The organism is Herbidospora solisilvae, from assembly GCF_009901565.1.
Classification (GTDB): domain Bacteria; phylum Actinomycetota; class Actinomycetes; order Streptosporangiales; family Streptosporangiaceae; genus Herbidospora; species Herbidospora solisilvae.
In genome coordinates this window covers 529,207-553,635 of the sequence record NZ_WXEW01000005.1, presented here as the reverse complement: position 1 = coordinate 553,635, position 24,429 = coordinate 529,207, and the positions used below count along the sequence as shown (strand labels likewise).

The following is a 24,429-nucleotide window of genomic DNA, read 5'->3' as shown; positions in this document are numbered from 1 at the left end:
ACCTTGCGAAGGATCCGAGATGCGCCTGTTCCGTACCGCCCTGGCCCTGTTCTCCGCCTGCGCGATCATCGTGCTTCCGGCCGCCCCCGTGCTCGCCGCCGACGGCGACGTCGCCTGGACGGTCCGGACCGACGCCAACGGCTTCGGGGCCGACCGCTCCAGCTACACGTACTCGATCAACCCCGGCGCCCGCCTGGACGACGGCCTGCTCGTCGCCAACCGGGGCAAGACCCCCCTGACGTTGTCGGTGTACGCCGCCGACGGCTACACCACCGACACCGGCCGGCTCGACCTGCTGGCCAAGGACAAGAAGTCGATCGGCGTCGGCGCCTGGGTGCACGCCGGCCGCGCGTCCGTGACGATCGAGCCGGGCAGGTCGGCCCGGATCCCGTTCTCGGTGAACGTGCCCAGCAACGCCCCGCCCGGCGACTACGTGGGCGGCGTCCTGACCTCCCTGACCCAGGAGGCGACCGCCGAGGGCATCAACGTCGACCGGCGGCTCGGCATCCGCATCAAGCTCCGCGTCAGCGGCGAGCTCAAGCCCGGCCTGACCGTCGAAGACGTGAAGATGCACTACTCAGGGACCTTCAACCCCTTCGCGCCGGGCGACGCCACCATCAGCTACACGCTCCACAACACCGGCAACGCGGTGCTGTCGGCCAAGCAGACCATGTCGGTGGCCGGCCCGTTCGGCTGGTTGTCGTCCGACGCCGGCGACATCGCGGGCTCCCCGGAACTGCTGCCCGGTGAGACCTGGCGGATGTCGGTCCCGGTGAAGAGCGTGGTCCCGGCGTTCCGGCTGGCCGCGACGACGGTCGTCATGCCATTGCTGACCGACGCGTCGGGCGCGACGACCTCGCTCGACCCGGTGCTGGCCACCACCGGCGCGTGGGCGCTGCCGTGGACCCAGCTCGCCCTGCTGGTGGTGCTCGCCGCGGTCGTGGCGGGCTGGTTCGTGGTGATGCGGGGGCGACGGTCGCGGCGCAAGGAGCGCGAGGACGCCCGCGTGCGCGAGGCGGTCGAGGCGGCCCTGCGAAACGCCGGGTAGCCCCGCGCCGATCGAAAGACTGTGACCGACGCACACGACGACTTACTCGACCTCGTCACCGACATCGCCCAGTGGCGGGTGACCCCCGGGCGCCGGGACACGATCGGCTCAACGCCGGTCGTGCCGCCGCCTCCACCCGTGCGGGAACGATTGAACCAGCTGGTCCACGCGTTGTCCGGCCCGAAGAAGTGAGCGCCGTGGAGCAGCAGTTCGTCGTCCATCTGTACGCCACCCTCGAATCGGCCCCCGCCTTCCGCCAGCTGTGGGCGGCGTGCCGGAAGGCGTTCGGGCTGACCGAGAAGATCCTCGACCTGCCCCTTGAGGTGCCCGTGGCGAGCGGCTATCCGGCGGGGGCCGAGGCGGCGCTCGCCGCGGCGGGGCGGGGTGACTGCCAGGCGATCGTGCGGGTCCACCACGGCGTGTTCGTCCTGTCGGTGGGGCTGACCGGGGGTGACTGGCAGACCTGGGACGCCGAATGGTCGGAGGTGGTCGGCCACCGCGACTTTCTCGGCGAGGCCCGGCTCTTCCTCGCCCACGGCGGCGGGGTCCGGTCGGAGCCCCACTGGATCGGCCCGGTGACGACGTCGGAGGGCCTGGCGATCTGGGAGCGCGGCGGAGACGTCGACTACCGCCGGACCCGCCGCTTCCTCATCGCCTTCGACGACGACCCGATCGCCGGCTCCTTCGTCTGGAGCCGGGGCACCCCCCAGATCCCGCCGCTGGCCAGGTATCTCCTGCACGCCGCCACGATGCGCTACGAGCTGGGCGTCTGGCTCCGCGAGGGCGGCGGGCGGCCGGTGCCCGGCACCTTCGACGTCGGGCGGCGGGTGGGCGACATCCGCCGGATGCGGCGCAGCGTGGACATCGCGGCCGACAACATGCTCCGGTCGTTCGACGTGTCCCCGCTGCTGCTCCAGGGCGGCCCGTTCGCCGACGACGCCGAACTGGCGAGGTCTCTGGTCGAACGGCTCGACGACGACGCACGGTACCTGCACGACTCGATCGACCCGGCCGTCGTCGTGCCCGAGGTGGGCGGCCGGGACGTGTTCGTCGTGCACGGGCGCGACCTCCAGGCCCGCGACGCCGTCTTCACGCTGCTCCGGGCGCTCGACCTGCGTCCGCTGGACTGGGAGACGCTGGTCGCGCGGACGGGCGGGCAGCCGTGGCCGTACATCGGCGACGTGCTGCTCCAGACCATGCCGTACGTCCAGGCGATCGTGGTGCTGATGACGCCCGACGACGTGGTCCACCTGCACCCCGACTTCGGGCCGGAGCGCCCGGTCTCCCAGGCCCGCCCGAACGTGCTGATCGAACTCGGCATGGCGTACGCGCTGCGGCCGAGGCACCTGGTCGTGCTGACGTTCGGCGCGATGCGGCCGATCAGCGACATCGACGCGCGCAACTTCGTGACCGTCTCCGACGACGTGCTGTTCCGGACCCGGCTGGCCCACCGGCTGAAGCTGGCGGGTTGTCCCGTCGACCTGTCGGGCGGCGACTGGCTGACGGCCGGCGACTTCGGCGACCAGGAGTCCTACGAGCGGGGCATCGGCCCTCACCTGCCGTGATGCGTGACCACCGCCCAGAGCGCGCGCACTCCCCCTTCGTCCTGCTCGCGACCGCCGACGCCGACGGCAGGTGTGACGTCTCGCCCGACGACGTGCCCTCCGGCGTGACGCCTCGTGCCTGACGCACGAGGCGTCACCCTCCGGAGATCGCGCCTGCGTCTAACGCACCGGCGCGCGCCGGCTTCGGACCAGCACGAAGAACACCACGACCGCGGCCACGACCGCGCCGCCGATGATGCCGATCTGGAGCAGCGGGAGTTCCGAGGCGCTCTCGTCGGCCGCCGCCGCGCGCTCGGCCATCTTGGCCGTCGTCAGCGGTTCGGTCGTGGGCACGTTGGCGACCTCGCCCGAGGTCACCTTGATGGAGGCCTGGGCCTTGCTCGGCTTCGTGGCCTTCACGGTGACCTTCCACTCGCCGTCCGGCAGGGGCTCGGACGGGTTGTAGAGGTTCTGGCCCTCGGGGGCCGACATCAGCGGCACGGGGCCGAAGGTACGGCTGCCGTCGGCGCTCTCCGCGAACAGGGTCGCGGCGACCACGTCGGTGACGGGGGTGCCGTCCTTCTTCCAGGTCACCAAAACGTTCACGTTGCGGCCGCCGTCGCCGGCGACCTCGAGCTTGATCGGGCCGTCCGCCGCGGCCATGGCCTGCTGCGCGCCGAGCAGCAGGCCGAGACCGGCCAGCACGACGGCCAGGGCGTACCTCAGTGCCTTGTTCATTCGTGGGGGTCCCTTCATCTGCCTTACAAAACACGGGTGCCCCGCGCGCACAACGGCGCGCGGGGCACCCTCTATCAAGGTTGTACTGCGACTACCGGTTAGACCGGGTTGCCGCCGTTCGCAACGATCAGCGCGTTGGCGTCACGGATGAACGTGGCCTTCACGACGGCGTTGTTCACGACCTTCGGGTCGTTGACCGCCTCGATGAAGCGGGTGAGCTTCTTGACGATCTTGACCTGGTCGCGCTCGCGCTCCTTGTCCTCCGACACCATGACCTTGTTGATGTCGTCCTGAAGCTTCGCGGCCGCGGTCGCGGTCAGCTGACCGGCGTCCTTGAAGCGCGAGATCAGGGCCGAGATGTCATCGGTCGAGGTGGTGGTCTTGAACTTGACGGACTGCGAGTAGGTGCCACCCGCGTTGGTGGTGACGTCCACGGTGAGCGTGTGCTCACCGAGGGCCAGGCGGTAGAGCTCCTGGACCGAGCCGGACGTGACGGGCTGGCCGTCGAGCGTGCCGGTCACCGTCTTGATGCCGGTGCCCGCCACCTCCCACGCGATGGTGACGTTGGTGCTGTCACCGTACGAGGCGCCCTCGGACACACCGGAGATGAGGATGGTCGGCTCGGTCTCCTCGATCTTGATGGTGGCGGCCTTGGTCTCCTCGACGTTGCCGGCCTTGTCGGTGGCGCGGTACTGGAGCTGGTGCTCGCCGACGCCGCTGACGTTGACCGCAGCGGTGTAGGCGGTCCAGGCGCCCCCGTCGAGGGCGTACTCGATCTTCTCGACACCCGAGGTGGCGTCGGTCGCCGCGAGGGTCACCGGGACCGTGTCCTGGCTCACCGGGAGGAAGTCCGCGGTGGTGACGGGAGCGGTCACGTCGAGCTTCAGCGCGAGCGACTTGGCGGTCTCGGTGTTGCCGGCCTTGTCCACCGACCGGTAGTTCACGGTGTGGTTGCCGTCGCCGGCGACCGAGAACGCGGTGGTGTACGTGGTCCAGGCGCCGCCGTCGATCTGGTACTCGGTCTTGTCGACGCCGCTGCCACCCGAGTTGTCGGTGGCGGCGAGGTTGACCAGAACCGCGGAGGTGTACCAGCCGGCGGCGTTGGGCGCCGTCGGGGTGGTGGTGGCGGTGGTGGTGGGAGCGGTGGTGTCGGCCACAGTCGGCTTGGTCAGCGTGAAGTAGTCGAACTTGACCGTCTTCGCAGCCTGCTGGTTGGTGCCGATGGTGTAGACACCGATCTTCGGAGTGCCGACCGCGGTGTTGCTGACGGTCGCCGACATGTCGGTCCAGGTGGTGCCGTTGGTCGAGTACGAACCCTGGAAGACCGTGCCGGTCTTCTTCAGGCGCAGCCAGACCACACCGGTGCCCGGGTTGGCGTTGGGCTGCGGGTTCTGGACGGTGCCGGCGACCTCGCTACGCAGCTCGACGCCACGCACCACGGTCGCGCCGGGCGCGTTGGTGGTGAGCAGGTCGAACTTCACGTAGTTGTCGTCGTCGGTGTACACCATCAGGCCGCCCTGCTGGTACTGCTCGCTCAGCGCCGAGGCGTCGACCTTCGTCTCCAGGGTCCAGTCGCCCGTGGGCGCGGTCTGGAGGATGAAGTTCTTCGTACCGGAGTTGCCGGTGCCGTAGATGTCGCCGGTGACGGTGGTGAGCTCCAGGTTGCCGCCGGTGACCTTGGCGGTGGTGGAGTCCGGACGGACGATGGCGTTCCAGCGGCAGGGGTCGATCGTGGTGCCGTTGAAGTCGTCGTTCGGGTCGATGTTACCGGCGGTGTCGTCCGGCGTGATGCTGAACCAGTCGAACTTGGCGTCCACGACCGCGCGCTGACCGGTGTTCGCGAAGGACGCGAGGCCGATGCGCGGGTTGGTGATGCCGGCCAGCTGCTTGGTCTCCGACATCGCCGTGAAGGTGGTGCCGTCGGCCGAGTAGGAGGCGTTCAGGTTGCTGCCGTTGCTGGAGAACCGGACGTAGAACGTGTCCGGGAAGGCGTCTCCGAGGTTGGCGGTGTTGCTCGCCGTGACCTCGTTGGGAACGCCCGCCTCTTCGCGGATGAACTGGAAGATACGCTGCGCGTGGTCAGGCGTGGCGTTCGCGGCACGACCCTGGATGACCATCTTTGCGTAGTTGTCGTCGTCGCCGTACACGACCAGACCGGCCTGCTGGTACTGCTGGTCGGCGCGCATGGTGACCTTGGCGGTCGCGGTCCAGGCACCCGAGGGGAGCGGCTGGAGCACGATGTTGGTGACCGGCGTGTCGTTGTTGGTGCCGTAGATGTCGGTCAGCGAGGTCGGGATGACCAGCGAGCCGTCCACGACCTTGAGGTCCTGGTTCTCACGGAGAACCGACCAGCGGTTGCGGTTGAGGTCGCTGCCGAGGAAGTCGTCCGAGCGGCCCGAGAAGCAGGTGACGTTCGGCGCTTCGACCTTGACGTTGACCGAGGCGGTGTTCGACGAGCCCTTGGCGTCGGTCACCGTGACGGTGGCGACGTAGGTGCCGGGCGCGTTGTAGGTGTAGCTCGCGTTCGCGGTGGTGGGCTGGGGGGCGCCGGTGACGCCGAAGTTCCACTTGTACGTGAGCGGGGTGTTGCCGTCGGGGTCGGTCGCGGTGGAGGTGAAGGCCACCTGCAGCGGCGCGGTGCCGGTCAGCGGGGTGCCGGTCGCGGTGACCGTCGGACGCTGGTTGTCGGTGACGCCCTTGCCGACGAAGTCGACCCAGTTGAAGTTGAGCAGGTAGTCGCCGTTACCGGCGGAGGCCGGCTTGCGGACGATGAAGTACAGCGGAGCGGTGGTCGTCGGGACGTTGGTCAGCGGGACCGAGACGTCCTTGAAGGTCTGCCAGCCACCCGTGGGGGTGATGTCGACCGAACCGACCAGGGTGCCCGTGTTGGGGTTGCCGGTCTTGATCTGCACCGTGCCGCCGGGGCCGGCGGACGAGACGCGGAGGCTGACCGAGTCGATGCCCGACAGGTTCACCGGGTTGTAGGCCCAGAAGTCACCGTCGTTGGTGAAGCCGATGTTCTGGTTGCCGCCCAGCGGGTCGGTGGTGGTCTCCGACTGGACACCGGGGGTGTCCGTGCCGGTGCCGCCCTCAACCCGGCCGGTCTCGGTGAAGTGCTCGGCCTGCTTGCGCTTCGGCTGGAGGATGATCTCCGAACGGCCGGTCAGCGAACCGGCGCCACCCTGGCCACCCTTGTCGGCGTAGGTCGCCTCGAGGATGTAGTACAGGTTGTCGTCGATGCCGTGGCCGCTGTCCGACAGCGTCTGGATGGTGCCCTCACAACCGGCCTTCTGGTCGAGCGGGTGACCGTGGCTGTCGTGGCCCAGGTAGGCCTGCAGCTGCACCTTGGTGCAGTCGATCGTGCCGTCCTCGGCGTCGGAGACCGTGATCGTGTACTTCACCTGGTCGCCGAACTCGAAGAAACCACCCTGCGGGGGCACGGTGATGTTCACGACCGGGCGGGTGTTGCCGACCACGATCGGGACGTTGGCGTGCGCGGCGACGCCCTCGGCGTTCTTCACCGTCAGGACGGCGCTGTAGTTGCCGGCCGTGGTGTAGGTGTACGAGGGGTTGGCGGCGGTCGAGTCGACCGTGCCGTCGTCGTTGAAGTCCCACTCGATGGTGATGGGGTTGCCGTCGGGGTCGCGCGAACCCTCGCTGGAGAAGTTGACGGTCAGCGGAGCCGGGCCGTCGGTCTTGTCAGCGGTGATCTTCGCGATCGGCGGGCGGACGCCCTTGACGTACTCGATGCGGTAGATGCCGGAGTCGGCGTTGTCGCCGCCGAAGCCCGAACCCCACTCGACCAGGTACAGCGCGCCGTCGTAACCGAACTTGATGTCCATGGGCCGGATGAAGCCCATGTCGCGCAGGATCCGGTTGATCTTGATCTGCTGGGTGCCGGCGTCGTTCATCTGGAACGAGAACAGCGTGTTGTTGTTCCACTCACCGAAGATGGCCTTGCCATCCCAGTAAGCCGGCCACTTCACCGGCGAGGCGAGCGCCTCGTCGTAGCGGTAGACCGGACCGGCCATCGGCGCGCCGCCGTTGAGCTCGGGGAAGTTGTTCTGGTCGACCGCGCTGGTGTACCAGATGCTCGCGGCCTTGGCGGCCGGGAGGTTGGTCAGACCGGTGTTGTTCGGCGACTCGTTGACCGGCGCGGCGCAGTTGAACGCCGAGCCCGACGTCGAGGTCTGGAAGTTGTAGTCGATGTAGGGCGTGTTGTTGCCCACGCAGTACGGCCAGCCGTAGTTGCCGGGCGCGGAGAGCGCGTTCCACTCGACCGTGCCGCGCGGTCCGCGGGTGGCACTCGCGGAGCCGGCGTCGGGTCCGTAGTCGGCGACCATGACGTTGCCGGTCTTCGGGTCGATGCCGATGCGGAACGGGTTACGGAAGCCCATGCCGTAGATCTCGGGCTTGGTCTTCTCGGTGCCCGGCGGGAACAGGTTGCCCGCGGGGATGGTGTAGGTGCCGTCGGGCTGCGGGGTGATGCGCAGCACCTTGCCGCTCAGGTCGTTCGTGTTGCCCGAGGAACGCTGGGCGTCCCAGGCGGAACGGCCGCTGCCCTCGTCGATCGGCGTGTAGCCGTTGGAGGCGAACGGGTTGGTGTTGTCACCGGTGCCCAGCCACAGGTCACCCGTCTTGTGGTCCATGAGCATGCCGCCGCCGTGGTGGCAGCACTCGGCCCGCTGGACGGGGACGTTGAGGATGACCTTCTCCGAGGAGAAGTCGATCGCGTCGCCCACGACGGTGAAGCGGCTCAGCCGGTCGACGTTGCCGCCGGTGGCCGGGGAGTAGAACAGGTACACCCAGTTGGTGGTGTCGAAGTTCCGGTCGAGCGCCAGGCCGAGGAGGCCCGACTCGTTCGCGGTGAAGACGTTCATCTTGCCGGCGGTGACAGTGCCACCGGAGGGCTTGATGATCTTGACGTCACCGAGACGGTCGATGTAGAAGACCCGCCCGTCCTTGGCGATGTCGGTCATCATCGGGTTCGACGTGTTGGTGTCGAGGGCGACCTTCTCGTAGCTCCCGGTCAGGGAGGCGGAGCAGTCGGCCTTCTCCACGCCGGCGGCGGTACGGATACCACCGAGCAGCATCTTGGTGAAGTTGGCCTCGACGTAGCTTTCCTTGGTGTGACCAAGGCCGGTGTACCAGGAACGGCCGCCGTCGAAGTCCTGACACCAGGAGATCGGGTGGTCGATGCCCTGGGTGGAGCCGGTGTACGACTTCTGGTTCAGCGACTGCAGGACGTGCACCGCGTTACGCGGGTTCGCCTGGAAGTCGTACCACTCGTCGGTCCGGGTCCACGAGGTCGGCAGGTGCGAGGTCGACGGGTGCGCCTTGTCCTCGTTGACGACCGTGGCCTGCTGGATGGCGGGGTGCGACTTGAAGTACGCGCCGACCAGCTGCCGGTACCAGTCCCAGCTGTAACCGCCGTCGGAGGCGGCGTGGATGCCCACGAAGCCGCCGCCGGCCTTGATGTAACGCTCGAAAGCGGCCTTCTGGTCCGCCGTGCTCACCGGGTCGCCGGTGGTCGAGTTGAAGATGACGGCCTTGTACTGCGCCAGGTTGGCGTCAGTGAACTGGGCGCTGTCCTCCGTCACGTCGACCGCGAAGTTGTTCTCGGTGCCGAGCTTCTGGATCGCCGCGATCGCGTCCGGGATCGCGTCGTGCCGGAAACCGGTCGTCTTGGAGAAGACGAGGACCTTGAACTCGGGTTCAGCGGCTGCGCTGGCCGGAGCAGCGGAGAAGGCCAGGACGGGCATGGGCAGCATGAGGGCTGCCGACGCGACCGCCACGGTCCGGCGCAGGGAGATTTTTCTCTTGAAAGGCAGGATCTCGGAGAGCCTGGCCCACGTTCGAGAACGTGGTGACATGGGGAATCCCTTTCCTGACTGGGGATGTCAGGCAAGCGAGCGCCGCCTCGCTGGTGCCACTTGTGTTACATGGGGGGTGTTGCGGTACTGCACGGGCTGGAGGGTGCCACCTCCAGGCTTGTGGGGGCCGGCGCCGTCAGTGAGGCGCCAGCCGGGGGATCGGTTCAGGGATCATGGTCGGATGGTCGATGAGCCGATTGACGACCACGCTCGCGGCGCCGCGTGCGGCGGCGCCGAAACCGAGGTCGGAGGCGACGAACCGGCACTGGCTGGCTGATCGCGCCACGACCAGCCGTTCCAGTTCGGCCTGTGCGGGGGGAAGCAGCCATTCGGCGAGCGTGGCGAAGTAACCGCCGACGACGATGACACGCGGGTTGAACAGGTTGGCGAGGATCGAGCCGCCGAGCCCGAGCCACTTGCCCACCTGGGCGACCGCCTCAGCCATCCGGCTGTCACCCGCGGTCAGTCCTCTGGCGATCTCGATCGCCCGCTCCTCCGGGTCGGAGGCCGGGAGCGAGGTCTCCGGGTGTGCTGCCTTCATGAGGGCAGCGAGCCCCACCTTGGTCTCCAGGCAGCCGTGCCTCCCGCAACCACAGCGGGAACCGCCCGGATCGACCGGCAGGTGGCCGATCTCGCCGGAGAAGCCGTCCGCGCCGCGGAGCAGCTTCCCGTCGAGCACGATGCCGCCGCCCACGCCGACCTCGCCCGTCAGGTAAACGAGGTGGGACGTGCCCGCGGCGACACCGGAGGTGTGTTCGGCCAGCGCCGCGAGGTTCGCGTCGTTGTCGACCGTGACGGGGACACGCCACGGTCCGAGGGCCGCGGAGAGCCGCGCGGCCAGGGGTAGATCGTGCCAGCCCAGGTTCGGGGCGAGGGTGACGACGCCATTCGCCACGTCGACCAGACCGGGGACCGCCACGCTCAGCCCGGCGGGCGTGGCCCCGGCCGTCTTCATCGCCTCGACGGCCTCCAGAGCCACTCGGCCGAGCTGGCGCAGGGAGAGATCGGGGCCGCCGGCCATCGCGTCGAAGGCGATCCGCCGTTCGACGAGGACCCGGCCGCTGAGGTCGGACCCGTGCGCGGAGATGTAGTCGACATTGATCTCCAAACCCAGCGCGCCGACGTGGGCGCCGTCCAGTGTGACGGGCCGCCGCGGGCGGCCGATCGCGCCGGCGTGCTCGGTGCCGGTCTCCCGGACGAGTCGCCGGTCGAGGAGCTCGGCCACCAGGTTGGAGACCGTGGCCCGGTGCAGGCCGGTGGCGTCCGCGACGTCGGCCCGGGATTGCGCCGGGTGATCACGCAGGTGGCGTAAGACGAGAGAAAGGTTGGTCTGCCGGAGCATCGGTGCGCTGCTCGGCAGGGCGGTGCCGGCCGCGCGGGCGCTGCGGTGTGGATGCGTCACGCGGTCACCGCCTTTCATTTGTCTCGGCAATCAATTAATGAGGTTTGTAACACGCACGTGTCTGGAGCGCACCGTGTGAACGGGTAACGAGTTGACATCGACGAAAATGCGCAGGTCACAGCGTTGTGCACCGCGTAACTGGACCGTTACAAAATGAGGCGTTCAGCACCGTCGGGAGCGCAACCCTTTAGTTTGGCTACCCGTGCAAACCAATCCGCCTGAGCTTCTGGGCGGCCACTGAGCCGGCTGGGGCGGTGTAGACGAGCAGCGACTGGCTCTGGTCGGGATCGACCAGCGTCTGGCAGTCGAGGTCGAGCGCACCCGTCTCAGGGTGCGTGAACCGCTTCCTGGCGCAGGCCGGACCGGGCACCGGATGCTCACGCCAGAGCGCGGCGAACTCGGGGCTGCGGGCCAGCAGGGTCCGTACGATATCGCCCGCGCGGGAGTTCTCGCCGTCCCGCGTGTGGATCCGGAGAAGATCGGCGACCAGTTCCCGGCCCACGGTGGCGTGGTCGTCGGCCGGATGAATCCTTCGTACGGCCGGATCGTCGAACCACCGGTAGTGGAGGCTGGCCGACAGGCCCTCGTACGCGAGGCCGTCGCCGAGGAGTTCGCGGGCCAGCGGGGTCTGGCGGAGGGTCTCGCCCAGGTCGCTCACGACGAGCGCGGCGGCGTCGGCCGGGAGGTTTTCGAAGATGCGCTGCATGCCGGGGTTGACGCTCCGCACGGCCTTCACGCGCGGCCGGACGGCGTATCCGCCCAGGCGGAGCAGGTGGTCGCGTTCCTGGTCGGTGAGGCGCAGGGCGCGGGCGATGGCGGCCAGCATCTGCTCCGACGGCTGCGGGCCGCGCTGCTGCTCGATCCGGCTGTAGTAGTCGGTCGACATGGCCGACAGGGCGGCGACCTCCTCGCGGCGCAGCCCGCCCGTCCGGCGCCGCGAGCCGCGCGGCAGGCCCACGTCCTCGGGCTGGAGCGCCTCGCGCCGGGTGCGCAGGAAGTCGGCGAGTCGGGCCCGTTGCATGTTCTGCTCAACAACCTCCGGACCTGGGGTGATTCCGCGCAGCCACGGACACTTCGTCCCTGGATGCGGCCTCCCGCACCCGGCAGGTTCGATGGCATGACAACCATCCCCGTGTTCAACCCCGCCACCGGCGACATGGTCGCCGAGGTGCCCGCGGGTACCGCCGCCGACGTCGACCGGGCGGTGGCCGCCGCCCGTGCCGCCCTCCCCGCCTGGGCCGCGACCGACCCCCTCGACCGGGCGGCGGTCGTGGGCCGCATCGGGGCGGGCATCGCCGCCCGTACCGACGAACTCGCCGCCCTCATCACCGCCGAGATGGGCGCTCCGGTCAGCCTGGCCCGCACGGCGCAGATCCAGTTCCCGGTGGCCGTCGCCCAGTCGTTCGCCGCCCTGGCGGAGAGCTTCGCCTGGACCGAGGAGATCGGCACCTCGCTGGTCGTGCGCGAGCCGATCGGCGTCGTCGGCGCGATCACGCCGTGGAACTTCCCGCTCCAGCAGATCGTCTCCAAACTCGCCCCGGCGCTGGTCGCGGGCGACACGGTCGTCTGGAAGCCGTCGGAGATCGCGCCGCTCACCGCGCGGGTCCTGGCCGAGATCGCCGCCGAGGCCGGCCTCCCGGCCGGCGTCTTCAACGTCGTGTACGGCACCGGCGACGTCGTCGGCGAGGCGATCTCCGCCCACCCCGGCATCGACATGATCTCCTTCACCGGCTCGACCAGGGCCGGCCGCCGCATCGGCTCGGTGGCCGCCGAGACGGTCAAGCGGGTCGCCCTGGAACTGGGCGGCAAGGGCGCCAACGTGATCCTCGACGGCGCCGACCTCGACGTGGCCGTCCCCCACGGCGTGGCCATGTCCTTCACCAACGGCGGCCAGGTCTGCGGCTCGTGGCCCCGGCTGCTGGTGCCCGTCCACCTTCAGGAGGAGATCGTCGAGCGTGTGGTGGCGGTCGCGGAGACCTACACCGTCGGGGATCCTCTCCTGGAGACCACGATGATCGGCCCGATGGCGTCGGAGCAGCACCGCGACAAGGTGCACGGCTACATCGAGCGCGGCATCGCCGACGGCGCCCGCCTGGTCTTCGGCGGCACCGGACGGCCGCTGGAGAAGGGCGCCTACGTCCGCCCCACGATCTTCGCCGACGTCGACCCCGCCTCGGCCGTCGCCCAGGAGGAGATCTTCGGCCCGGTGCTGACGATCATCCCCTACCGGGACGCCGAGGAGGCCGTGGCCATCGCCAACGGCACCACCTATGGCCTGACCAGCGGCGTCTTCGGCCCCGACGAGGAGGCCCGCGCGCTCGCGCGGCGCATCCGGGCCGGCCAGGTCGACGTCAACGGCGGTCACTGGAACGCGCTCGCCCCCTTCGGCGGCTACCGCCAGTCGGGCAACGGCCGCGAGTTCGGCCGCTTCGGGCTGGAGGAGTTCCTGGAGGTCAAGTCGATCCAGCTCTGAGGGGGTCCAGCGGTACCCCTCTCACCGGTCCCTTCCCGGACCGGCGTGCCTAGCCTGAACACATGGCAGTCGGTGAGTTCCTTCGAGCCCGCCGCGACCGGATCACCCCGGAAGCGGCGGGCCTTCCGGCCGACGTCCGCCCCCGCCGTGTGCCCGGCCTGCGCCGCGAGGAGGTCGCGAGCCTCGCGGGCGTCAGCGTCGACTACTACGTCAAGCTGGAGCGCGGGCTCGCCCGCGGCGTCTCCCGCTCGGTGTGGGAGGCGCTGGCCAGGGCGCTCCGGCTCGACGAGACCGAACGCGCCCACCTCTGGGACCTCGTCGCCGCCGAGACCGGCGTGATCATGCGCCGGGAGCCGCTGCCGCGCCAGCGCGTCAGCCCCGGCCTGCGCAACCTGCTGGCCACGCTCGACCACGTGCCCGCGATGATCCAGGGCCGCCGGACCGACGTCCTGGCGTCCAACACCCTCTTCACGGCCCTGTACGCCGGATTCACCGGCCGCAACCTGGCCCGCTTCATCCTGCTCGACCCGGCGGCGAAGGACCTCTACCCTGAGTGGCCCGAGGTCGCCCGCAGCGTGGTGGCCGTCCTGCGCCTGTACGCCGGAGCCCACCCCGACGACCCGGAGCTCACCCCGCTCGTCGACGAGCTCACCCACGCCAGCGCCCTGTTCCGCCAGGTGTGGAACGAGCACGCGGTCGTCCGCCACGCCGACGGCAGGAAACGTTTCCGCCATCCCGTCGTGGGCGAGCTGACCCTGAACTACGAGACGTTCACCGCCGCCGGCGACCCGGAGCAGACCCTCGTCATGTTCCACGCCGACCCCGGCTCACCGTCGGCGGGCGCGCTGCGCCTGCTCGGCGCCTGGCACGCCTCCGTCTGACTCCTCATCCGCCACGCCACCTGGAGAGATCGCCATGAAGGCTGTCCGCGTGACCCGCTACGGCGCCCCCGACGTCCTCGAACCGGCCGAACTGCCGGTCCCCGTGCCGGGCGAGGGCGAGGTCGCCATCGACGTGACCCACGCCGCCGTCGGCCTGATCGACGTGCTGATCCGGCGCGGCGACTTCGCCGGTCACGGCCTGCCGATGCAGCCGCCGTACACCCCCGGGATCGAGGCCGCGGGCACGGTCCGCGCCGTCGGCGCGGGCGTGACCACGCTGCGCCCCGGCGACCGCGTCGCGACCCTCTCGATCGCCACGGGCGGCGGCTACGCCGAGGTGATGATCGCCCCGGCCGCGGCCACCTTCCGCCTCCCGGACGGCCTGGACCCGGCGCAGGCCGTCGCCGCCCTGCCCAACGCGACCACCGCCGTACTGGCCCTGACCAGGGCGATCACGCTGCCTCCTGACGCGAAGGTGCTGGTCACCGGCGCGACCGGCGCCCTCGCCTCCGTCTTCCCCGCCATCGCCAAACGCCTCGGCGCTCGCGAGGTGGTCGGCACGGTCCGGTCGGCGGCCCGGATCGCCGAGGCGGAACGGCTGGGCTTCGACCGGGCGGTCCTGTTCGACTCCCTGGACGCTCCGGAGTTCGACGTCGTGATCGACCCGGTGGGCGGGGAACTGCGCGGGCGAGCGCTGGGCCTGCTCGCCGACATGGGAAGGCTGGTGGCCGTGGGCAGCGCCGACCGCTCCGGCCACACGATCGACAGCAACACGTTGTGGTTCGGCAACAGGGGCATCGTCGGCTTCGCCGTCGGCATGTTCCTGCAGCGAACCCCGGCTTCGGCCGCCCCGGCCGCCGCCGAGGCGATGGCGGCCGTCGCCGACGGCTCGATCAAGCTCGCCGTCGAGACCTATCCGCTCGACCGCGCCGCCGACACCCATGCGCGCATGGAGGCCGGCGGCGTCTCGGGGCGACTCATCCTCGCCATGAGATAGGGCCTGCCACACCGCCGCAACGGCTGCGGGCTCGTATGGAAACCCGAGACAGAACCTATTAACGCGTTATAGGACTTCTACTGGTAACCGCTTGTTGAACCAGTACGGAGCTCTCATGTCTTTCTCCGCGTATTCCGCTCCGTTTCGCATCGCCTTGGAGATCCTTCGCGACGCCGGTCAGCCGATGCGGCCGAATGACGTGCGTGAGGCGCTGGCCCGGCGAGATGTGGACGGCCGGACGCGCTCGTGGACGGAACTGGGTTTCCATTTCGGCGAAGCCGCGGCGCTGGGGTGGACGGTGACGAGAAACGGCTGGTCCATCACCGACGTGGGCGTCCAGAAACTGGACGAAATTCCGGACGCCCATAACCTTTTCGGCGAATTGACCCGGCAGTTTCGGCTCCGCCGTCTTCACTCGGATCCGGACGTTCCCCCCGGCCCCTTCCGGCAGTTCCAGCAGAACCTCGGATATGCCCGGGAACTGGTGCACGGTGGCCGCAACCTGGAACGACTCGGAGTGGGCGCCTTCGATGTATCGGATCTCTACCGTGCGGCGTGGACACAGGCGGTCGCGGCGCTGGACCACTGGGTCACCCGAGAGATCGTCGACCGGGGCGTGGCCCTCGCGCTTCGACCTGGAACACCCCGTCCGCCCAAGTTCAGCAACCTGTCCATGCCCGTGGAGTTGTTCGAACGGGTTCACCACCATGAAGCGCCCCTGGCCGAGACCTTCCGCGCCCACCTCGACCAGGTGTTCGCGTTCATGACCTTCCAGAACCCAGACAAGATCAAGGAAGGGTTCGGCTACGTCAGCACGGTCAACTTGTGGCCCACGGTCGCGAAGGTCCTCACCGACCAGGATCCCCGTTCGCCCGTCAACGCCGACGGGGTGCGGGGTCTCCTCAGGGAGATCGCCTGGCGCCGGAACAACATCGCACACACGGCCGACCATGATCCGGAACGGCCCGGGAAGCGGAAACACATCACGGCCTCCGACGCCGAAGAGACCATCGACTCTCTCGAGTCCGTCGCCATCGCCATCTTGCTGGCTTTGGGCGACCCGCTACCCGCCGTCGACTACGACACCGCCCCGGCCGACGTCGGTTCACTCGGCACCGTACCGGCGCAGCCGACCCAGGGCCCCAAAGTTCGAGGGACGAGTAAGTGGGATGAGAGCAGCTTTCTGAATGCGCTGGAGGATTATTGCCCTCCCGACGTGGCGGGCACCTTGCTCGACGTCTACCGTCACGCCGAAAGCCATCCGTCTTTCCGCGGCTACTACTTCGGGGAAGGCGCCTACCCGTCGGTCACGGCATGGTTCAGCCTCGGTTTCGACGAAGCGGCCGTGTGGAGCGTCTACACCGGGCAGACCAGGTCCGTCCTCTCAGTGAATTTCGAATGGATGCGCAACAGAGGAGCATCGCCTGATCGGCTGATGAAGCTGGCCGAAAGCCTTGAATCTCTCCCGAAGTGGTCGACCATGAGAGCGGATCTGGCAGCGGCGAATTTCGCCAGAAGGCCGTCTCTCCTGCCTGACGCCCTCTCACGGCCGGACACCTCCGCGCTCGTCATCGCGGCGCTGAACGATCTGCTGGTGGTCGACGGCGACAGGTGAGCCCGCCCGCCAGACCGGCGGGCGGGCGGGCTCAAAGTCAGACGGTCCGGCAGGTCACCGTGGGTGCGCTGCTGGAGTTGCCCGAGGCGAGGAAGCCAAAGGTCGCCGACGCGCCCGCGCCCAGCGAGCCGTTGTACGCCACGTTCCGCGCCGTCACGCTGGAACCGCTACTCGTGACCGTCGCGCTCCACGACTGGCTGATGGACTGGCCGCTCGGCCACGTCCAGTTCACCTGCCAGCCGGAGATGGGCGACGAACCGGCCGTCACCGTCACGTCGGCCTGGAAGCCGCCGCCCCACGTCGAGGCCACCTTGTAGGCCGCCGAGCAGCCCTGGCCCGGGTTCGGGGTGGGCGTGGGCGTCGGGGTGGGAGTCGGCGTCGGGGTGGGGGTGGGCGTCGGGGTGGGGGTCGGGGTCGGCGTGGGGGTCGGGGTCGGCGTGGGGGTCGGGGTCGGGCTGGGGTTGCCGCCGACGAAGTTCACGTCGCTGCAGAAGTAGTACGACTGGTCCATGTGGCTGGCCTGCCAGACCGTGAACACGATGTGGCGGCCCGAGCGGCCAGGGGCGTTCACCTCGACGGGGGTGGTCGCGCCGGTCGGCACGCGGCCCACCTGACCGACCAGTTCGAGGTCGCTCCACTTCAGTGGCGTCGTCAACGCGTTGAAGCCCTGCTTGGTGGCGTACACGCGGATGTAGTCGGCGCCGTGGACGGCCTGGTCGTACATGTTCAGGGTGAAGCGGGTGGGCTTGTCGACGGTCTTCCACGCGCCGAGGGTGTCCATGGCGTTGTAGCGGCCGTTGAAGGTGCGGCCGCCGCTGCAGAGCTGGCCGTCGGGGACGGCGGCCTGGTGGTTGCCCGCCACCTGTTCGCGGTAGAGGCCGTTCCAGTTCCACATGGCCTGGACGTCGTACTGCCAGGCCTGATAGCACATCGGGTCCTGCTGGGCCATCGCCGGGTTCTGGTGGTCAGTGCCCCAGCGCTGCCAGCAGCCGTAGTTGCGGCTCGGCGGGTCGGTGACGGAGCCGTGGGCGTTCGCGGTCGCGACGAGTGCTGTGGCGAGGAGTGCCAGGGCTGCCAGGGCCGCGAGTAGGGTCCGGGAGAGCGTGTGCACGTGCTCCTCCTAGGAGAGGTGTGGGGGAGCGCCCAACGTCTCCTAACTCGTTGTCAAGGACAACGGTGATGCTTCGGCCCTGCCGCCCGAACTGGGAAATCTCCAGAAAGCAACTGAACGATTCAGAGAGACTGGTCACACTTTGACCGGTTCGCTAACGTGCCCCAGGTGACAGTCCAGCAGGAAGCCCCCGCCCGTCAGGACGACAACGAACCCCGCCACTGGCTCGCGGTGCGACCGCGCCTCGTCGTGGCGAGTGGGTTGATGCTCTTCCTGGAGTTGTCGCTCATCCGATGGACCGGGTCCAACGTCGTCCATCTGAGTTATTTCACCAACTTCGTGCTGCTCGGGTCGTTCCTCGGGATCGGGCTCGGGTTCCTGCGGGTGGGGCGCACGAAACGGCAGCCCTACTACTCGCCGGTCCTGCTGGCCGTGCTGGTGCTGGTCATCAGCTTCTTCCCGGTGCACGTCAACCGGGAGGCGACCGGCATCCTCTACTTCACCAGCCTGGAGACGAGCGGGCCGCCGGCCTGGCTGATCCTGCCGGTCATCTTCGTGGTGGTCGCGCTGGTGCTGATGGGGCCGGCCGAGTTGGTCGGCCAGTGTTTCCCGAAGCTCGACCGGCTTGAGGCCTACCGGTGGGACCTCGTCGGGTCGCTCTGCGGCATCGGGCTGTTCACGCTGCTGTCGTTCCTGAGCGCGCCGCCGCTGGCGTGGGGGCTCGTGGTCGCGATCGGCTACTTCGTGGTGATGCGCCCGCAGGGCCTGCTCACCGGAGCCCTGCTGGCCGTTCCCGCGCTGCTCGTCATCACGGCGCTGGCCATCGAGACCTTCTCCGCCGGGGCCCTCTGGTCGCCCTACTACAAGGTCACCACCAAGGCGTTCCAGCAGCAGGGCGTCGACGTCCTGGACATCCAGGTCAACGGCATCCCCCACCAGCAGGCGATCCCGGCGGCCAAGCGGCTGGAGTGGGAGCAGCAGTACGGCATGCCCTACCAGCGCTCCGTCGCCGCCGCGGGCCAGCGGCTCGACGACGTGCTGATCGTCGGCGCGGGCAGCGGCACCGACGTCGCGATCTCGTTGCTGAAGGGCGCCAAGCACGTCGACGCGGTCGAGATCGACCCGAAGCTGCGCCAGCTCGGCGGTGAGTTCCACCCCGACAAGCCCTACTCCGACCCGCGCGTGACCACCCACATCAACGACGGCCGCGCCTTCCTGGAGCGCACCGACAAGAAGTACGACCTCATCCTCTTCGCCCTGCCCGACTCGCTGACCCTGGTGTCGGGCGCGAGCTCCCTGCGGCTGGAGAGCTACCTGTTCACCGAGCAGGCCATGGAGGCGGCGAAGGAGCACCTGAAGCCGGGTGGCGCGTTCTCGATGTACAACTACTACCGCGAGACCTGGCTGATCGACCGGCTCGCGTCGACCGCGCAGGCGGCGTTCGGGCACAAGCCGTGCGTCGACTTCACCGGCTGGGGCGGCCAGGCCGTCATCACCGCGGGGCTCACCCCCGCCGACCAGGCGTGCGCCGGCGAGTGGGGCGGCGCCGCGGCCGGCACCCCCGCGCCGACCAGCGACGACCGGCCGTTCCTCTACCTGAGCACCACGTCGATCCCGTCGCTCTACATCTTCGCCCTGGGCCTGATCCTGCTGGTCAGCGTGTTGGCGGTGCGGGTCGTGGCGGGGCCGTTCCGGCAGATGCGGCCCTACGCCGACCTGTTCCTGCTCGGTGTCGGCTTCATGCTGCTGGAGACCAAGAGCATCACCGGCTTCGCGCTGCTGTTCGGCACCACCTGGGTGGTGAACGCGATCGTCTTCGCGGGCGTCCTGGTCGCGGTGCTCGCCGCGGTCGAGGTGACGCGCCGCTTCCGCACCCCGTCCCTTCCGGTCATGTACGGCGTGATCGCGGTCGGCCTGGTCGTCGGCTGGCTCGTGCCGAACTCGTGGTTGTTGTCGTTGCCGCTGGCGCTGCGCATCCCGGTGGCGGTGGCCATCGCGTTCCTGCCGATCTTCGCGGCCAACGTGGTGTTCGCCAAGCGCTTCACCGAGACCGACGACTCGACCACCGCCTTCGGCGCCAACCTGCTCGGCGCGATGGTCGGCGGTTGTCTCGAATACGCCGCCCTGATGCTCGGCTACAACTCGCTGCTGATCGTGGCCGGTCTGCTCTACCTGGGCGCGTTCGTGCTGCTGCCGCGCACCGCACGGGCCCTCACGTGATCGACTTCTACCGCGAGAACGGATACGTGCTGGTCAAGGGGCTGATCACCCCAGAAGAGGCGGCGGCCTGCCGCCGGGAGACGCACGAGCTGATCTCCCGGCTCCGGGCGGTCGACCCCACGTGGGCGGTGGCCCGGAAGCTGACCGAACGGCACACCGAGCTGCGGCACTGTCACGACGCCCAGTTCCACGCCGCCGTGTTCTCCCGGCTCATCGTCGACCCCCGGTTCACCGACGTGGCCGCCGAGGTCGTGGGCTCGCCCAACGTCCAGCTCCACCACACGAAGATCTTCGTCAAGCCGGCCGAGCGCGGCTCGCCGTTCCCGATGCACCAGGACGCCGCGCACTTCCCGCACACCCGCCACACGATGGCCGCCGCCATCTTCCACTTCGACGACGCCCCCGAGGAGAAGGGCTGTGTACGGGTGGTGCCCGGCAGCCACAGGCGCGGCCCGCTCCCCCACGTCGAGGAGGGCGGCTGGCACCTGCCGCTCGACGAGTGGCCGCTGTCGTCGGCGGTCCCGGTCGAGGCCGAGGCCGGTGACGTGTTGTTCCTCAGCTACCTGCTGGTGCACGGGTCGGGGGTGAACACCTCCGGCGAAGACCGCACCACGTTCCTGGTGCAGTTCCGCGACCCGGAGGACGAACCGGCCGACAACGTGCACCGGTCACGGGGCCAGGGCATGATGCTGCGCGGGTTCGCGCCGGACGTATAGCCGGATCGCGTAGCCGAGCACCCGGTAGACCGGTCCCTTCTTGTAGTTGTAGTGCAGCATGAGCTGCTTGGCCCGGTCCTGCTCCGAGTCGAGGTCGGCGGGTTTGGGGTAGTTGCGGCTGACCGTCCAGACCCGGTCGCCGAGTCTGATCTCGTGGGCGGGCCGTTCCCGTCCGGCCAGCGTCCCCGACTCGGCCCCGCTCTCCTTCAGCGCGACGTCGCGCACCGCGCCGAACTGCGCCGGGTAGGCCTCGGCGACCAGCCGCCGGATCGACGGCAGGTAGACGACCGTGTCGCCCGGCAGCGCCAGCTGGCCCATGAGTTTCGCGACGGCGGCCGGGTCGTCGGGACGGGAGTCGAGCCGGCGGGTCGCCGCCTGGGCGGGCAGCGCCGGGAGCAGCACGACCGCCAGCGTCGCGGCGGCGGCCGGGACGGCCACGGCCGGGCGGGCCAGCCTCGCGATCCCGTCGACGGCCGAGCCGATCAGCAGGGCGAGGCCGATGACGGCGTACAGCACATAGCGTTCTTCGTAGTAGGGCTTGACCTGCGACAACAGCAACAGCGACGCGGGCGGGACGACCGCCAGCGGCAGCGCCACCACCCGCAGCGGGCCGCCGCGGAACAGTGCGAGCAGCGCGAGCACGACGGTCCAGCCGGCGAAGCCGGTCACCAGGTCGGCGGCGTCGGTCCAGGTCGGCGGGGTCAGCCGGGCCACCTGCGCGCTCTGCGGATAGGCGACCAGGATCAGCGGCACACTCGCCGCGAGGGCCGCCGCCGAGGCGATCAGCCACCGGCGCCGGTCGACGAGCAGGCCGGGCACCGCGAACGCCGCCAGCACGAGCAGCGACGTCAGGTTCAGGTAGGCCGCCACGGTCACCGCGACGGCGTACCCGACCCAGGATCGCCGTACGAGCGCGTACATCGCCCACGCCACCGCGGCGCACACCAGAGCGGGTGAGCGGCCCTCTTGGGCGTAATGGGACACGACGGGCAGCAGCGCGTAGGCCGCGCCCGCCGCGAGGCCGCTGCCGCGCATCCGCCGGGCGGCACCCGCGACGGCGAGCGCGGCCAGGCCGGTGGCGAGCACCGACGGAAGGCGGATCAGCACCTCCGGGTCGCCCGGGAGGAGCAGCACGGCGTGCACGATCAGGTAGTAGAGGCCGTGGACGGCGTCCACGTTGCCCAGGGTGGTGAAGAGGTCGCCGAGGGAGCGGCTCGCGATGGCGTAGGTGGTCGCCTCGTCCTGCCACATCGAGCCCCGGTCGAGGCCCCACAGGCCCATGGCGACGGCCATGACGAACACCACGACGCGCGTCATGTGCGCGCAACTGCCCCGGGCGGGGCCTGCAATCCGCGTACAGCGGACGGAAAGCGAAGTGATAGTGGCTTAGGTCACTCTTTAGGTGTCCAAAGTAGGAAGAGCGGGCGCAAATCCGCGGATTCATTCGTTTGGTGATCCAGGAGCCCACCTGAGAGGTCGCGATGATGTGTCAGCATCAGCCCAAGTGTCCGTCCCCCGACGCCTCCGACCGCGTTTCCGCCCACGTCGTGGCGGCCCACCCGGAACAGGGCTGGAGCCTGCTGTGCAACGGCGTCGTGTTGTTCGAGGACCTCGGCCTGCTGCTCCCCGACGGCAGCGCCGCGCGCTGACCCTCGTTACGCCGCATGCCCCCCGGGCAAGGGTGAGGCATGACGAACGGGGATCTCTATGCGTACGCCGACCTGCTCGACGGGGATGAGAAGCAGACGATCGAGCGGGTACGCGAGTTCATGGCCGATCGGGTCGCGCCGATCGCCGACGACCAGTGGACCAGGGCCGAGTTCCCACACCAGCTCGTGCCCGAGTTCGCCAAACTCGACGTCGCGGGCCTCGCTTTCCGGGGCGCGCGCAGCCTGCTGACCGGTTTCGTCGTCTTGGAGATGAACCGGGTCGACCCGTCGTGGGGCACCTTCTTCGGGGTGCACGCGGGCCTGGCCATGGGCAGCGTCGCCCGGCTGGGCTCCGAGGAGCAGCGGGAGCGCTGGTTGCCGCGTATGGCCGCGATGGAGAAGATCGGCGCCTTCGCGCTGACCGAGCCGACCGGCGGATCCGACGTCGCCGCGGGGCTCCGCACCACCGCCCGGCGTGAGGGCGACACCTGGGTGCTCAACGGGGCCAAACGCTGGATCGGCAACGCGACGTTCGCCGACTACGTCATCGTGTGGGCCAAGGACGAGGGCGACGGGCAGGTCAAGGGATTCGTGGTCGACCGGGGCTCCCCCGGGTTCACCGCCACGAAGATCGAGAACAAGATCGCCCTGCGGACCGTCCAGAACGCCGACATCACGCTGGAGAACGTGCTCGTGCCGGAGGAGAACCGGCTGGCCGGGGCCTCCTCGTTCAAGGACACCGCGACGATCCTGCGGCAGACGCGGGGCGGCGTCGCCTGGCAGGCCGTCGGGTGCATGATCGGCCCCTACGAGCGGGCGCTGGCGTACTCGAAGGAGCGCGAGCAGTTCGGGCGGCCCATCGCGTCGTTCCAGCTCGTGCAGGATCTGCTCGTGCGCATGCTCGGCAACGTGACCAGCTCTCTCGGCATGGTGGTACGCCTGGCGCAACTCCAGGACGACGGGGTCTACCGCGACGAGCACTCGGCGCTGGCCAAGGCGTTCTGCACGGCCCGGATGCGCGAGGCCGTCGGGTGGGGCCGGGAGATCATGGCCGGGAACGGGATCGTGCTCGACTACGGCATGGGCCGCTTCGTCGCCGACTCCGAGGCCATCTACAGCTACGAGGGCACCCGCGAGATCAACACTTTGATCGTCGGACGGGCCGTCACCGGCGAGAGCGCGTTCGTCTAGACGAGTAGTTCCGAATGGCTCAGTGGTCGTACGCGATCAAGGATCTAGCAATTGGCGCTCCTGTGCTGCGGTTGTGCCAGATCGCGCAGGTCAGCGCCAGAATCCGCTGAGCCACCCGGACACCCACGCCCTCAATGCTCCGGCCGCCGTGCTGTTCGAGACCCAGCTGGCCTTTCAAGGTGTCGTTGACGGACTCGATCAGCTGCCGGACCGTCTTGAGCAGCGGCTCTCCCGGACGAGGCGCGCCGCGGTTGCGGTAGGAAGGCCGCAGCAGGCTGACACCCCGGGCGGCCAGGAACCTGTCGAGTTCGGCGGCGATTTAGCCCTTGTCGGCCAGGATCAGCAGTCCGGGCCGGGCGGCGATCAGATGCGGTTCCAGATCGCAGATCGCCATCAGCACCTGGCGTTCATCGACCTTCGGGTCAGCCAGTGCCCAGGCGATCGGCAGACCGGCCGGGGTGCAGATCAGATGAAGCTTGAGCCCCCAGTAGAAGCGCGAGTGGGAGTGGCAGTAGCCGTAGCCCGCCCAGCCGGCCAGGTCCGAGCGCAGCACGGCAGGCCGGGAGCGGACGCACTCCACCGGGGTGGAGTCCACGATCCAGCACCGGTCGGCCCACAGGTCGGTGTCGGCGGCCAGTGACCGGATCATCTGTTTGGCCAGCGGTAACGCCGCGCGAAGGCGCTTGTTGTAGCCCGGCCGCTGGGGCAGGTAGGGGAACATGCCGCGCAGGTGGGCGTGAGCAAAGCGCAGCCATCGGGCTTCGCCATGGAATCCCAGGATGGCCTGGGCCACGGCCAGGGTGAGCAGTTCGGCATCGGTCAGCCACGGCGGCCGTCCACGGCGCCGCCGGGTCTTCAGCCGGTCATCGATGTGCACGTACAGTGCCGTTAAGAGGGTGTCTAATTCGGTCGTCACAACCCGATGTTGGACACCCTCCCCACGTCTGAGAACTGTGCAATTTTGGAACTAC

General features: G+C 69.4%; 18 protein-coding genes and 1 pseudogene. 12 read left to right on the top strand and 7 right to left on the bottom strand.

Features of this window, described 5'->3' with window-relative positions; genetic code table 11:
• The first annotated feature begins 19 nt into the window (after positions 1-19).
• From GT755_RS19345 to GT755_RS39740, 4 genes are read left to right on the top strand one after another with little or no spacing between them, the layout of a single operon-like run.
• Complete coding sequence (locus GT755_RS19345; protein ID WP_161481062.1) at positions 20-1,048, top strand: COG1470 family protein; 1,029 nt, start codon at positions 20-22, stop codon at positions 1,046-1,048.
• Between the two features lie 21 nt (positions 1,049-1,069).
• Entirely contained in the window at positions 1,070-1,240 is a 171-nt protein-coding gene (locus GT755_RS41215; protein ID WP_161481061.1) for a CATRA system-associated protein, read from the top strand.
• A gap of 5 nt (positions 1,241-1,245) precedes the next feature.
• A complete protein-coding gene (locus GT755_RS19335; protein ID WP_161481060.1) occupies positions 1,246-2,613 on the top strand; it encodes a CATRA conflict system CASPASE/TPR repeat-associated protein in 1,368 nt (455 codons plus the stop codon).
• Positions 2,613-2,735: a pyridoxamine 5'-phosphate oxidase family protein gene (locus tag GT755_RS39740; RefSeq protein WP_235966858.1), complete on the top strand. Its 123-nt coding sequence runs from the start codon at positions 2,613-2,615 to the stop codon at positions 2,733-2,735. The genes GT755_RS19335 and GT755_RS39740 overlap by 1 nt, the downstream gene beginning before the upstream one ends.
• Positions 2,736-2,772: 37 nt before the next feature.
• On the opposite strand, the gene GT755_RS19330 is transcribed toward GT755_RS39740, so the two are convergent.
• The 4 genes from GT755_RS19330 to GT755_RS19315 all read right to left on the bottom strand — a co-directional run bounded on the left by GT755_RS19330 (position 2,773) and on the right by GT755_RS19315 (position 11,626).
• Complete coding sequence (locus GT755_RS19330; RefSeq protein WP_161481059.1) at positions 2,773-3,330, bottom strand: hypothetical protein; 558 nt, start codon at positions 3,328-3,330, stop codon at positions 2,773-2,775.
• 98 nt (positions 3,331-3,428) lie between these two features.
• On the bottom strand, positions 3,429-9,092 hold the full coding sequence (locus tag GT755_RS19325) for a ThuA domain-containing protein (RefSeq protein ID WP_161481058.1): 5,664 nt from the start codon (positions 9,090-9,092) through the stop codon (positions 3,429-3,431).
• 247 nt (positions 9,093-9,339) lie between these two features.
• Positions 9,340-10,605: an ROK family transcriptional regulator gene (locus GT755_RS19320; RefSeq protein ID WP_328794416.1), complete on the bottom strand. Its 1,266-nt coding sequence runs from the start codon at positions 10,603-10,605 to the stop codon at positions 9,340-9,342.
• Between the two features lie 196 nt (positions 10,606-10,801).
• Positions 10,802-11,626 (bottom strand): helix-turn-helix transcriptional regulator, encoded by an 825-nt coding sequence (locus GT755_RS19315; protein ID WP_161481057.1) that lies wholly within the window; start codon positions 11,624-11,626, stop codon positions 10,802-10,804.
• A gap of 96 nt (positions 11,627-11,722) precedes the next feature.
• Here GT755_RS19315 and GT755_RS19310 point away from each other — a divergent pair, with 96 nt between their 5' ends.
• The 4 genes from GT755_RS19310 to GT755_RS19295 all read left to right on the top strand — a co-directional run bounded on the left by GT755_RS19310 (position 11,723) and on the right by GT755_RS19295 (position 16,571).
• Positions 11,723-13,078, top strand: coding sequence for an aldehyde dehydrogenase family protein (locus tag GT755_RS19310; protein ID WP_235966857.1), 1,356 nt, complete (start codon positions 11,723-11,725; stop codon positions 13,076-13,078).
• Between the two features lie 62 nt (positions 13,079-13,140).
• Positions 13,141-13,959 (top strand): helix-turn-helix transcriptional regulator, encoded by an 819-nt coding sequence (locus GT755_RS19305; RefSeq protein ID WP_161481055.1) that lies wholly within the window; start codon positions 13,141-13,143, stop codon positions 13,957-13,959.
• 34 nt (positions 13,960-13,993) lie between these two features.
• Positions 13,994-14,956, top strand: coding sequence for a quinone oxidoreductase family protein (locus GT755_RS19300; RefSeq protein ID WP_161481054.1), 963 nt, complete (start codon positions 13,994-13,996; stop codon positions 14,954-14,956).
• A 115-nt stretch (positions 14,957-15,071) separates the two neighbouring features.
• Entirely contained in the window at positions 15,072-16,571 is a 1,500-nt protein-coding gene (locus tag GT755_RS19295) for a hypothetical protein (RefSeq protein WP_161481053.1), read from the top strand.
• Positions 16,572-16,608: 37 nt separating this feature from the next.
• Here the strand turns inward: GT755_RS19295 and GT755_RS41210 are convergent, their stop codons facing one another.
• A complete protein-coding gene (locus GT755_RS41210) occupies positions 16,609-17,682 on the bottom strand; it encodes a lytic polysaccharide monooxygenase auxiliary activity family 9 protein (RefSeq protein WP_161481052.1) in 1,074 nt (357 codons plus the stop codon).
• Positions 17,683-17,850: 168 nt separating this feature from the next.
• On the opposite strand from GT755_RS41210, the gene GT755_RS41205 reads away from it, so the two are divergent.
• Both GT755_RS41205 and GT755_RS19280 read left to right on the top strand, forming a co-directional pair.
• Positions 17,851-19,902 (top strand): spermine/spermidine synthase domain-containing protein, encoded by a 2,052-nt coding sequence (locus tag GT755_RS41205; protein ID WP_328794414.1) that lies wholly within the window; start codon positions 17,851-17,853, stop codon positions 19,900-19,902.
• Positions 19,899-20,618 carry a phytanoyl-CoA dioxygenase family protein gene (locus GT755_RS19280; RefSeq protein ID WP_161481051.1) on the top strand — a complete coding sequence of 240 codons (720 nt, stop codon included), beginning with the start codon at positions 19,899-19,901 and terminating at the stop codon, positions 20,616-20,618. The genes GT755_RS41205 and GT755_RS19280 overlap by 4 nt, the downstream gene beginning before the upstream one ends.
• Here GT755_RS19280 and GT755_RS19275 read toward each other — a convergent pair.
• Positions 20,571-21,935, bottom strand: coding sequence for a glycosyltransferase family 39 protein (locus GT755_RS19275; protein ID WP_161481050.1), 1,365 nt, complete (start codon positions 21,933-21,935; stop codon positions 20,571-20,573). The two genes, GT755_RS19280 and GT755_RS19275, sit on opposite strands and share 48 nt — an antisense overlap.
• 167 nt (positions 21,936-22,102) lie before the next feature.
• Here GT755_RS19275 and GT755_RS38625 point away from each other — a divergent pair, with 167 nt between their 5' ends.
• On the top strand, positions 22,103-22,267 hold the full coding sequence (locus GT755_RS38625; RefSeq protein WP_202610206.1) for a DUF5999 family protein: 165 nt from the start codon (positions 22,103-22,105) through the stop codon (positions 22,265-22,267).
• Between the two features lie 39 nt (positions 22,268-22,306).
• Complete coding sequence (locus GT755_RS19270) at positions 22,307-23,458, top strand: acyl-CoA dehydrogenase family protein (protein WP_161481049.1); 1,152 nt, start codon at positions 22,307-22,309, stop codon at positions 23,456-23,458.
• Between the two features lie 19 nt (positions 23,459-23,477).
• Here GT755_RS19270 and GT755_RS19265 read toward each other — a convergent pair.
• Positions 23,478-24,374 (bottom strand): annotated as a pseudogene (locus GT755_RS19265) (IS982 family transposase).
• Positions 24,375-24,429: the final 55 nt, after the last annotated feature.